The sequence below is a fragment of the Reyranella sp. genome, from assembly GCF_036558665.1.
In the GTDB taxonomy this organism is placed as follows: Bacteria; Pseudomonadota; Alphaproteobacteria; order Reyranellales; family Reyranellaceae; genus Reyranella.
Genome location: NZ_DATBFE010000001.1, coordinates 93,975 through 105,648 on the forward strand (window position 1 = coordinate 93,975; position 11,674 = coordinate 105,648).

Annotated in this window: 9 protein-coding genes; 5 read left to right on the forward strand and 4 right to left on the reverse strand. The window is 65.5% G+C overall.

Annotated elements, in window-relative coordinates; translation table 11 throughout:
* Positions 1 to 70 precede the first annotated feature (70 nt).
* Both bcp and VH499_RS00475 read right to left on the reverse strand, forming a co-directional pair.
* Positions 71 to 547 carry a thioredoxin-dependent thiol peroxidase gene (gene bcp, locus VH499_RS00470; protein ID WP_332050705.1) on the reverse strand — a complete coding sequence of 159 codons (477 nt, stop codon included), beginning with the start codon at positions 545 to 547 and terminating at the stop codon, positions 71 to 73.
* Positions 544 to 3,498, reverse strand: coding sequence for a bifunctional [glutamine synthetase] adenylyltransferase/[glutamine synthetase]-adenylyl-L-tyrosine phosphorylase (locus tag VH499_RS00475; protein ID WP_332050706.1), 2,955 nt, complete (start codon positions 3,496 to 3,498; stop codon positions 544 to 546). The genes bcp and VH499_RS00475 overlap by 4 nt, the downstream gene beginning before the upstream one ends.
* Positions 3,499 to 3,625: 127 nt before the next feature.
* Between VH499_RS00475 and VH499_RS00480 the strand changes: the two genes are divergently transcribed.
* Complete coding sequence (locus VH499_RS00480) at positions 3,626 to 6,715, forward strand: DUF3971 domain-containing protein (protein ID WP_332050707.1); 3,090 nt, start codon at positions 3,626 to 3,628, stop codon at positions 6,713 to 6,715.
* Between the two features lie 3 nt (positions 6,716 to 6,718).
* Here the strand turns inward: VH499_RS00480 and tyrS are convergent, their stop codons facing one another.
* A complete protein-coding gene (gene tyrS, locus VH499_RS00485; protein WP_332050708.1) occupies positions 6,719 to 7,972 on the reverse strand; it encodes a tyrosine--tRNA ligase in 1,254 nt (417 codons plus the stop codon).
* A gap of 75 nt (positions 7,973 to 8,047) precedes the next feature.
* Between tyrS and VH499_RS00490 the strand changes: the two genes are divergently transcribed.
* Positions 8,048 to 8,482, forward strand: coding sequence for a hypothetical protein (locus tag VH499_RS00490; protein WP_332050709.1), 435 nt, complete (start codon positions 8,048 to 8,050; stop codon positions 8,480 to 8,482).
* Complete coding sequence (locus VH499_RS00495) at positions 8,482 to 9,549, forward strand: anhydro-N-acetylmuramic acid kinase (protein ID WP_332050710.1); 1,068 nt, start codon at positions 8,482 to 8,484, stop codon at positions 9,547 to 9,549. The genes VH499_RS00490 and VH499_RS00495 overlap by 1 nt, the downstream gene beginning before the upstream one ends.
* A gap of 15 nt (positions 9,550 to 9,564) precedes the next feature.
* Here VH499_RS00495 and VH499_RS00500 read toward each other — a convergent pair whose 3' ends face one another.
* Entirely contained in the window at positions 9,565 to 10,239 is a 675-nt protein-coding gene (locus VH499_RS00500) for an alpha/beta hydrolase (RefSeq protein WP_332050711.1), read from the reverse strand.
* A 175-nt stretch (positions 10,240 to 10,414) separates the two neighbouring features.
* On the opposite strand from VH499_RS00500, the gene VH499_RS00505 reads away from it, so the two are divergent.
* Both VH499_RS00505 and VH499_RS00510 read left to right on the forward strand, forming a co-directional pair.
* Positions 10,415 to 10,954, forward strand: a complete 540-nt coding sequence (locus tag VH499_RS00505; RefSeq protein ID WP_332050712.1) for an Rrf2 family transcriptional regulator — start codon at positions 10,415 to 10,417, stop codon at positions 10,952 to 10,954.
* Between the two features lie 9 nt (positions 10,955 to 10,963).
* Positions 10,964 to 11,674: cysteine desulfurase family protein (locus tag VH499_RS00510; protein ID WP_332050713.1), on the forward strand; the 711-nt coding region annotated here is incomplete at its 3' end.

Consider the following 11,674-nt stretch of genomic DNA (forward strand, 5'->3'; position numbering starts at 1 on the left):
TCGACACGCAAACCGCAAATTGGTCACAACCATTACTGGCCGTCCGATCCGGCTCGCGCAGCGATCGAGACTAGAGAGCCTTCAGGGCTTCCTGCACGTCATCCACATGGCCTGCGACCTTGACCTTGCGCCACACCTTGCGCACGACCCCGTCCTTGTCGATGAGGAAGGTCGCTCGATCGATTCCCATGTATTTGCGGCCGTACAGGCTCTTCTCAATCCAGGTCCCGTACCTTTCACAAATCTTTCCATCCTCGTCGGATACGAGAGCAAAGGGCAGTTTGTACTTTGCCTTGAACTTGTCGTGGCGGCCGACGCTGTCCTTGCTTACGCCCACGACCTGGGCCTTGAGCTTCTTGATATCGGGCGCGGCATCGCGAAAGCCGCAGGCTTCCGTCGTGCAACCAGGCGTGTCGTCCTTGGGATAGAAGTAGAGCACCACCGGCTTGCCGCGCAGCTCGGACAGCTTGAGCTTGCCGCCGCCGTCCGTGGCGGCGGTGAAATCCGGGGCCTTCCTGCCCTCCATGCGGTCTTCACCGAGGCTCATGCTTCGCTCCTTCGTTCCCGTCGCGGCTGCCATCCGGCGGCCCGCGCCGCCTGCTCGATCAGGCGTCGATATATATCATGCGCGGTCTCGGTTTCATCGGCGATGCGCGCGCGCAACTCATCGAGATCGGAAGCACCCTCTGTCTCCGCGATGAGCCGGCGCTGTCCCTCCGGCGCCTTGGTCTCGTCGAACGCGGCCTCATCGGTGTTGAGCGTGAGGCGAAGCAGGCTTTGCACGTCGGAGAGCAGCCTTCGTGTGGCGCACAGCCGATCGGCGTCGGCTCGGGAAAGAAATCCTGCCTCCGCCGCGAGTCGCATCATCTCGGCGGGGTGAGGATGAAGGATATCCGGCCGCTCTGCCGCGTGGCGAAGGGCGAGGTACTGGGCGACGAAGTCGATATCGAAAAGGCCACCAGGCAAATGCTTGAAGTCCCACGCCGTCTTGGGTGGCGCGTGCTGTGCGATGCGATCGCGCATGTCCGCGACATCCCGCACCAGGCCGGCAGGGTCGCGCGCTCGGCAAAGCGCGCCTTTCACGATGTCTTCCAGACGGGCCACGAGGCCGGCGGGCCCATGGATCACGCGGGCGCGTGTCAGCGCCAGGTGCTCCCAGGTCCAGGCCGAGCCGGCATGATAGGCCTCGAAACCCTGGAGCGAATTGGCGAGCGGGCCGGCACGACCTGACGGACGAAGGCGCATGTCGACCTCGTAGAGCGCGCCTTCGTTCGTGAGCGCCGTGAGCGCGGTCACCACCTTGGCGCTGAGCCGCGTATAGTACTGGATCGGCGCCAGTGGCTGGCTGCCGTCGGACGCTTCGAGGCCCGGTGGAATGTCATAGACGAAGATCAGGTCGAGGTCGGAGGTTGCCGACATCTCGCGGCTGCCGAGCTTGCCCAGCCCCAGGATCGCAAGGCGCTGGCCGTGGAAGCTGCCATGGACCGCCGAGAAGCTTTGCTCGACGCGGTCGCAAAGGGCGGAGATCGTGGCCTGCGCAATGTCGGAATAGGCCATCCCGGCCTCGGCCGGGCGTACGATGCGCTTGAGCTGCTGCACACCGACCTGGAAGCGCCGGTCGTTGGTCCAGCGCCGCGCTATGTCGAGGATGTCCTGATCGGCGTCGACCGTCGCCAGTGTGGCGGCAAGATCGGATGCCATGATCACTGCCGCCGGAGGCGGCGTGTAGAAGCTGGGAGAAAGCACCGAATCGAGGAGCAAGGTGCGCCGCGCAAGATGGCCGGCAAGGCCCGGCGCGCTGCCCATGATGGTCGCGACGAGCTCGAGCAGCGCCGGATTGGACTTGAACAGCGAGAAGAGCTGGACGCCCGTCGGCAGGTTGGCGAGGAAGAGGTCGAGATTGAGAAGCGCCTGATCGGGCGCAGCCGTGGCGCCGAGCGCTTCGAGCAGGGCCGGCATCAACTCGGTAAGCAGCTCGCGCGCCCGGGCCGACCGCGTCGCACGATAGCGCCCGTGATGCCAGCGTCGCACGATGCCGGCCGCGGCCGACGGGTCGCGAAAGCCGAGCGCGCGCAAGGTCTCCAATGTGCCCGGGTCGTCCTCGATGCCGGTAAAGACCAGATTGCCGCCCGGTCCCGCGAGGCTTGGCGCTTCCTCGAACAGCCGGGCATAGTGTCCTTCCACGCAGCGCAGCCGCGCCAGCAGGTCGCGCTCGAAGCTCGCGCGATCGGCGTAGCCAAGAAACGTGGCGATCGCGGCGAGCCCGGCATCATCGGCGGGCAAGCTGTGGGTCTGTCGATCGTCGACCATCTGCAGGCGATGCTCGACCCGCCGCAGGAAGCCGTAAGCCTCGATCAAGTCGTCCGAAGCAGCCGCGGTTACGTGCCCGGCGTCGGCAAGCGCCCTCAGCGTCTCGCAGGTCCCGCGCAGGCGCAACGCCGGATTGCGTCCACCGAAAATGAGCTGCTGCGTCTGGGCAAAGAATTCGATCTCCCGAATGCCGCCGCGGCCAAGTTTTACGTTATGACCCCCGACGCCTACGGCGCGGCCGCCGCGATGGGCGTCGATTTGCCGTTTGATCGAATGAATGTCGTGGATGGCGGCAAAGTCGAGATGGCGCCGCCAGATGTAGGGTCGCAGCTCGGCAAGGAACGCCTCTCCCACCGCGCGATTGCCGGCGACGGGATGCGCCTTGATCATCGCCGCGCGCTCCCAGTTCTGCCCGACGCTCTCGTAGTAGAGCTCGGCGGCCTGGACCGACATCGCCAGCGGCGTCGAGCCCGGATCTGGTCGCAGGCGCAAGTCCGTGCGAAAGATATAGCCGTCGGCGGAGGCCTCCGACAGAAGCTGCACCAGGAGCCGGGCGGCGCGCACGAATTGCTGCGGCACCTGCTCATCCCTGGCCAGCGCCGGGGCATCGCGGTCGTAGAGCAGGATCAGGTCGATATCGCTCGAATAGTTGAGCTCGCCCGCGCCGAGCTTGCCCATGCCGAGCGCCGTGAAGGCCGCGGCATCGGGATCGCCGTCGATCGCCAGCTGACTGTTGCGGCCGAGCTGAAGCAGGATCGCATCGAGGAGGGCATCGAGCGCCTCGCTGGCGAAGGAACTGAGGGCACCGGTGATCCGTTCGAGCGGCCAGACGCCGGCGACGTCGGCCACCGCCACCGCAAGAGCGACCTGTCTCTTCAGCCGGCGCAAGGCCGATGCGACCTCGCCCGGATCCACGCCGTCGCGGGCGCGACGGCGCACCGATGCCAAGAGGTCGTCGAGCGCAGTCAACGATGCATCAGGGCCGCGCTGCCACAGATCGGCCATGAAACCCGGGTCTTTTAGCGCGGTCTCGGTGAGATAGGGACTGTTGCCGAACAACGCTTCGAGCAGCGCGGCGGCGGCCGGCTCTTCAGGTCTCGCGGCCTTCTCGTCCCACCGCGTCCATGCGACGGCCAGCCGATCTCCATGGTGCGGACGTGGCAGGTGGACGGTCGAAAGCCAAGACATCGGATGAAGCGGCAGCTAGATTGTCGGATTACTGCGGCACGCTTGCCCGGACCTGCCGTCATCGTCAAGAACGCGAACAAGCGGAAGAGCTTTGGTCGGAAGAGTATATCGCGGAATCGGACGCATCGTGGGCTACGGCGCGGCCATCCTGGCGGCGATCGTATTGGGCGCTTGCGTGCGGCTTTTGTTCGGGCCGATCGACCTCGACTTCCTTCGCTCGCAGGTCACCCAGGAGATCGACACGCCGGCCGGCAAGATGACCGTCGGCGCCGACCACATCTACGTCGAATGGGGTGGAGGGGCACGACCGATGCAGCTGGTCCTCAACGACCTGCACGTCGTCGACGAGAGCAAGCAGACGGTGGCGACGGCGCCGAGCGTTGCGCTTTCTTTCGAGCCTGGCAGTGTGCTCAAGGCGCGCTTCCTGCCGACCGCCATCGTCGTCGAAAGGCCGATGCTCAAGGCCGATATCACGCGTGAGGGCGGTATGCTGCAACGTGTGCTGGCGACGCCGGATTCCTCGTCCGAGGCAGAGGTTGTCAGCGTCCTGATCGAGCAGCTTCTGGCCAAGCCCAATCACGCCACGCTGCTCGGTCAGCTCGATACCGTCCGGGTGGAGCACGCCCACGTGACGGTGCGCGACGTTCCCAGCGGCATCGTCTGGAATGCGCCCAGTCTACAGGCCCTGCTGAAGCGCGACGAGAGCGGCGTGGTCATATCGGCCAGCGGAGCCTTCGACAATGGCGGCGGCCCCGTCAACGTCGCCCTGGCGGGCAAATATGCGCGCGATCGCAGCCGGATCTCCCTCGAGGCGAAGATCGACGGGCTCAAGCCGTCAATGCTTGCCGACCTGTCACCCGACGCGGCCCTGCTGCGGGGCGTCGATGTCGCCCTGTCGGGTCGGATGCGCATCGAAGCGGACGGAACCGGCGACATTCGCAGCATTGTCGCGGAGGTCACGGGGGGTAGCGGCACGGTGACCTTGCCCGGCGTCCTGCCGGTCTCGCACCGAATCCACGGCGTGAAGGCCGCCGCTTCGGTCGATGCAGCGTCGCATGTCGCCAAGATCGACCAGGTCCTGGTGAACCTCGATGCGGCCGAGATATCGCTGACCGGCACCGGTACGCGCACCGAACGCGGCCAGACCTTTTCCGGGCGGGCCGCGGTTCGAGGCATACCTGTGGACCGGCTGGGCGACTACTGGCCGCTCGAATTTGCCGCGGGCGGGCGGCATTGGGCTCTCGCCAATCTTCGTGGCGGCACGCTCGATGTCGCCGCAGAGTTCGGATTGAGTGCGCCGGGCGACGACATTTCCCGGCTCGACGTCGACCGGATGGTGGCGCTTCTCGACTATCGCGGAATGCAGGTGCACTACATGCCGCATATGCCCGAGATCGAGGGAGTGACGGGCACGGCACGGTACGAGAAGGGAACCCTGCATTTCGACATCGCGCAGGGCGCCGGGGTCGGCCTGTCGATCGCGGGGGCTACGATCGACCTGACCGATCTCGACGCGTCTCCGCCCCAGACTGCGCGACTGCATATGCCGATCAAGGGTTCGGCGGCCGCCGCCATTGCGCTTCTCGCCCGGCCCCAGCTCGGCCTGCCGAAGGACGTGCTCTACGATCCCAAGCGCGTGGGCGGGGACGTCTCGATCGATCTCGGGCTCGCTTTCCCGCTGCTGAACGCCCTTACCGTTGCCCAACTCGATGTCCGTGCCAAAGCCGAGTTGTCACACTTCTCCCTCAAAGGAGCCATCGGCGGAGTCGATCTCACCGAGGCGGCCGGCCACGTCCTCTACGAAAATTCCCGCCTCGATGTGGCCGGAGCCGGCAAGCTCGACGGGTCTCCGGTCGATATCGGTTGGCGCGCCCAGTTCGGGCCGAAGGTTTCGTATCGCGAGCGCTATGAGCTCAAGGGGACGCTGCCTGCCGGGCTGGTCGGCAGGGCGGGCTTCCCCTCCCTGGAGCCCTACGTTTCAGGTCCGATCGGCATTTCGAACCTCGTCTACCAGGTTGCGGCCAATGGCACGGGCGACTTGCAGGGGCGTTTCGATCTCAAGGGTGCCCATGCCGCTGTGCCGGAACTCGGGTGGAGCAAGGAGGCGGGAGTCGATGGCCACTTCACGATCGGTCTGAAGTTGATGCCGGGCGGCAAGCTCGGTGCGGCCGAATTCGATGGCCGCGGTGGCGGCCTTGCGGTCAAGGGCACGGCGCGATTCAACGGGGAAGACGCCGTCCAACAACTGACGTTCAACGAGCTGACCCTTGGCCGCACGAGCATATCGGTCGATTGGCGGCGCCGGCCGGGGGGTGTCGATATCGACGTGGGTGGGCATTCGATCGAGCTGGCCAGGGTGCGGCAGGCGCTCAAGGTCCGCGACGAAGAAGCCAAGGCGACGCCGGGCGGTGCGACGCAGAGATCTCAAGACAGCGCGCGCATCGCCATTCATCTCGATCAGGTGTTGGTGCAGCGCGGCACGCTGGGCACGCTTTCCGGCCGGTTCGAGATGTCGGGCGACCGCGTTGTGTCAGCCGACCTCGGGCTCGGCGGCGGCCGCGGCGCAACCTTCCGTGTCCAGCGGGTGCCCGGTGCGCGCACGGTCGCCGTCTATGTCGCCGACTTCGGGCAGCTTCTGAGGGATGCCGGCTGGCTCGACGGCCTGGCCGGAGGCTTTCTCGATTTTCGAGGCAGGGTCGACGACACCGCCACCGGTGCGCCGCTTTTCGGGACGTTGAAGCTTGGGCCCTATCGCTTGCAGAAGGTGACGCCACGCAGCGGCGTCGACTCGCTCAATTCGACGATCGACGGACTCAGCCGGGCCGGCAACGCCTTGCAGCAATTCGACGGGTTGGAGGCAGAGATTGTCAAAAACGGCGATCGCGTCGAGGTCAAGAACGGGCGTACCAGCGGCAAATCGGTCGGCCTCACGGCGGCGGGACATCTCGACCTCGCGAGCGACACGGCGTGGCTGCGCGGCGTCGTCGTGCCGGCGTTCGCGCTCAACAATCTGCTGTCGAACGTGCCCTTGCTGGGGCCGCTGCTTACCGGCGGCAAGGACGCTGGCATCTTCGCCATATCCTATCGGCTCGAGGGGCCGTTCGACGACCTGAAGCCAGACATCAACATGATGTCGGCCGTCACGCCCGGCGCACTGCGCGAGCTGTTCAACGCCCAAGCCGGGCCCGCGCCGCCGCCCGCCAAATTGCCGCCCTGAACTCTAGACGGCCCGCACCAGCACATGCCGCTTGCGGCCGGCCGACAATTTCAGCGTGCCCGAGGCGTCGAGATCGCCGTCCTTGATCAGCTCTGCATCGGACGGGATGGGCTTGTCGTTCAATCGCGCGCCGCCGCCCCTGATCAGCTTGCGTGCCGCATTCCGGCTTTCCGCGAGACCGGCCTCGTGCAGCAGCTCGAAGGCCGCGACACCGGCAGCCAGCCGGCTGCGGCCGACGTCGATGGTTGGCAGGGTCTCCGCCCTTGCGCCCTCTTCGAAGGTGCGCCGGGCCGTGTCGGCCGCACGGTCCGCAGCTTCGCCGCCGTGCGCCAGGCGCGTGACCTCGGTGGCCAGGATTTTCTTGGCCTCGTTGATCTCCTGGCCCTCGAGTGCTTCCAACCGTTTGATCTCGCCGAGCGGCAACTCGGTGAATAGCCTGAGGAAGCGACCGACATCGGCGTCTTCGGTGTTGCGCCAATATTGCCAGAAGTCATAGGGACTGAGCCGCTCGGGATTGAGCCAGACCGCGCCGGCAGCGGTCTTGCCCATCTTCGCCCCCGAGGCCGATGCGAGCAGGGGCGAAGTCAGCGCAAACAGGTCGGCTCCGGCCATGCGCCGCCCGAGATCGGCACCCATCACGATGTTGCCCCACTGGTCCGAGCCGCCCATCTGGAGGATGCAGTTGTGGCGCTTGAACAGTTCCACGAAATCGTAGGACTGCAGGACCATGTAGTTGAACTCGAGGAAGGAGAGCGGCTGATCGCGCTCGAGGCGAAGCCTCACCGAGTCCATCGTCAGCATGCGGTTGACCGAGAAATGCCGGCCGACATCGCGCAGCAGCGGGATATAGAGGAGCGTGTCGAGCCAGTCGGCGTTGTTGGCCATCACCGCATCGGTTGGGCCGCTGCCGAAGCGGAGATAGTTCGAGAAGCTCTTCTTGATGCTCGCCATGTTGGCATCGATCTGCTCGGCCGTGAGAAGCTGGCGCGTCTCGTCGCGCCCCGATGGATCCCCGACCTTCGTCGTCCCGCCGCCCATCAATGCAATGGGCTTGTGCCCGCACTGCTGCCACCAGCGCAGCAGCATGATCTGCAGCAGGTGGCCGACATGCAGCGAATCGGCCGTGCAGTCGAAGCCGATATAGGCCGTGCGGACGCCGGTTGCGAGAAGCATGTCCAGGCGTCCGGCATCGCTGCATTGATGCACCATTCCGCGTTCGTGCACGATCCGCATGAAGTCCGACTTGAAGCCCGCCATCTCTCCGTCCGGCGATTTGTCCGTGAAGGGCGGGCGGTGTAACACGGGCCGGGCGTGCTCTCAACGGAGCGAAACTTGGCCAATCTCATCGAACGTCGAGTGGAACTGGCGCGACGCGGCCTCGATCCTTTCGTTATCTGCCGGATGACATCGGGCTGGCTGGTCATCGGGGACGTTCAGCCATTGGACGGACATTGCCTCCCGCTTGCGGATCCCGCGGTCGAAAGCCTCAACGCGCTCGATGAGGCGCAACGCGTCCAATACTCGCTGGATGCGATTCGCGCCGGCGACGCGGTGCTTGCCCTGACGGATGCCTGCCGTATCAACTACGAGACGCTTGGCAACAGCGAGCCTGCGCCGAATGCGCACGTTATCCCGCGCTATCGCTTCGAGCCGGACGCGAGGCGGGTCCGGCCCGCATGGATCGGCTACGATTGGCCGGCGTCACGGAAGTTCGATTCAACCCGGGACGGCTCCTTCGCGGCGCGCATGCGCTGGCATCTTGCCTGATGCGCGCTCTCGGTCTGATGAGCGGGACTTCGGTCGACGGCATCGACGTGACCGTGATCGAGACCGACGGCGAGCGCATCTTTGGTTTCGGGCCGGCGCTGACGCTGCCTTACAGCGACCGCGTGCGCTCCTTGATCCGTGCCGCATTCGGGGCGGAAACCCCGAACGAGATGACGCGCACGGCCGAGCAGGCGGTCACGGACGCTCATATCGAGGCGGCGCGGCACGCGGCGGCAATGCACGACATTGCACCTGCATCAATCGACGTCGTTGGCTTTCACGGACAGACCATCACGCATCGGCCCGAGAAGCGGTTCACCTGGCAGATCGGTGACGGGACAGCATTGGCGAAGGCGCTTGGCGTGAAGGTGGTGAACGACCTGCGCAGCGCCGATGTGGCATCGGGCGGCCAAGGGGCGCCGCTGGTGCCCGTCTACCATGCCGCGCTGGTACGCGACCTGCGGCGGCCGCTGGCCGTCTTGAATGTCGGTGGCGTTGCCAATGTCACCTGGATCGGTGCCGACGGCTCGCTGCTTGCGTTTGACACTGGACCGGGCAATGCGCCGATTGACGATTGGTGCGCGCGGCGGGCTGGGTCCCGTTTCGACGTCGATGGAGCGCTGGCCGCGGCGGGCAAGGTCGATCGTGCACGCCTGGAACGCTTCAGCGAGCATCGTTACTTCGCCCGCAAGCCGCCGAAGTCTCTCGATCGCGGAGATTTCAACGAGTCATGGGCGGATGGGCTGAGCGTCGCCGATGGCGCGGCGACGCTCACTCGTGGCACGGCGCGGGCAGTCTCACTGGCCACGCGGCATTTCCCGGCGCCAGTCACGCAGTGGATCATCTGCGGTGGTGGCGCGCGCAATCCGACGTTGCTCAGGGCCGTGGCAGAGGAGACGCGCAGCGACGTGATTACCGCCGATGCCCTGGGCTGGAATAGCGATGCGATCGAGGCCCAGGCTTTCGGCTTCCTCGCGGTGCGATCGTTGCGTGGACTGCCACTTACCTTTCCGACGACGACCGGTGTGCCGCGGCCGCAAACCGGCGGCCGGCTGCACCTGCCGTAGCCTGCGCCTTCGGGCTTACGGTTCCTTGTTGGATGTCGCCCGGCCGGGCGGATTGATCAGGCACTTGGCGACGTACTTGTCGACTTCGACGGCAAGCCGGTCGAGCGAGTCGTGGAAGAAATGGTTGGCGCCCTTGATGGTCCGCGCCTCGACGGTAATGCCCTTCTGCAGCGACAGTCGGGCCACCAGCTTCTGGATATCGGCCAGGGGAACGACCTCGTCCTTCTCGGCCCCGACGATCAGGCCGGAGGAGGGACAGGGGGCAAGGAAGCCGAAATCGTATGAATTCGCCGGCGGCGCGACGGACACGAAGCAATCGATCTCCGGCCGCCGCATCAGAAGCTGCATGCCGATCCAGGCGCCGAAGGAATAGCCGGCGATCCAACAGGATTTGGCGTCGGCGTTCATCGTCTGCAGCCAGTCGAGGGCAGCCGCGGCGTCGCTCAGTTCGCCCATGCCGTTGTCGAACCGACCCTGACTGCGCCCCACTCCCCGAGTATTGAACCGCAGGACCGAAAAGCCCCGATTCACGAAGACGTGGAACAGCGAGAACACCACCTTGTGGTTCATCGTCCCGCCATATTGCGGATGGGGATGGAGGATCAGCGCGATGGGCGCATGATCTTCCTTGCTCTGATGATAGCGGCCCTCGAGGCGACCTTCCGGGCCGGTAAACATCACGTCAGGCATGGAAACTCCGATTATTCATCATTATTGGCCGCTTCAGGCCGCCGGTGGTGGCCGACAGCAGCATTTTCGCAGGCACGCATGATACTTGACCAACCTACTCAGGTTTACTAAAACCAAGCTGAATAGTTGGTCTTTCCCCCTGTGTTCCGGGGGGCTGGAATATCGTAGCAACGCCTTGGTTTTCAAGACCTTTAGGCGTTTGGATGCGACAGCCGGTTCAGCCCGGCGCGAGGAGGATGCTGTGAAGCTCAGCACCAAGGGTCGTTATGCCGTGATGGCGATGGTCGATTTGGCCCGTCATGCCCAGGCTAAGCCTGTCTCTCTGTCGGATATCGCGGCGCGACAAGAGATCTCTTTGTCTTACCTCGAACAGCTTTTCGCCCGCCTGCGGCGGGCCGAGCTGGTGAAAAGCGTGCGCGGGCCCGGTGGGGGCTACCGTCTGGCCAAGGCGTCCAACGAAACGCGCGTATCGGAGATCATTCTCGCGGTCGACGAGCCGATCTCGGCGACGCGCTGCACGGAGATGGGTGCACCCGGATGCCGCACCGACCGCAGCAAGTGCCTGACCCATGATCTGTGGGAAGAGCTCGGCAATCAGATCCACATGTTCCTGAGTTCCGTCACCCTGTCGGATGTGCTCGAGCGGAAGATCACTACAAGACTCTCCGAGGCGCCAACCGCCGCCAGCAACGGCTCGATGGCCGCCGCCAGCTAAGGCTGCCCGATGAGCGTCGTGTCAGTGTACCTTGATCACAACGCCACCAGCCCTCTGCGGCCGGCGGCGCTCGATGCCATGATCGAGGCGCTGCGGGCCGGCGGCAATCCTTCGTCGGTTCATCGCGCGGGCCGCGCCGCACGCGCGCGGATCGAGGCGGCGCGTCGCAGCGTGGCCGCTCTTGTCGGTGCCATGCCGACAGAGGTCGTCTTCACATCGGGCGGCACGGAGGCGAATAACCTCGTGCTGGCAGGCGCGGGTCGCCCGTACGTTCTGGTTTCGGCCATCGAGCACGACAGCGTGCTAAGGCCTGCTCCCGATGCCAAAGTCATTCCGGTCGAGCCCCGTGGCACGGTCGATTTGGCGGCTCTCGAGCACATGCTCCACGGGGTGGACGGGCCTGCGTTGGTTTCGGTGATGTTTGCGAACAACGAGACCGGTGTGTTGCAGCCGATCGCGGAGGTCGTGCGGATCTCGCGGGCGGCAGGCGCCCTCGTCCACTGCGACGCTGTCCAGGGAGCAGGGAAGGCGACGGTCGATTTTCACGGACTGGGCGTCGACTATCTCAGCCTTTCGGGCCACAAGCTTGGCGGTCCCACAGGCGTCGGCGCTCTGGTCGTGCGTGATGGCGCACCATTGACGCCGGATCGCCGCGGCGGCGGCCAGGAACGCTATCGCCGCGCCGGGACCGAGAACGTCGCAGGCATTGTCGGATTCGGG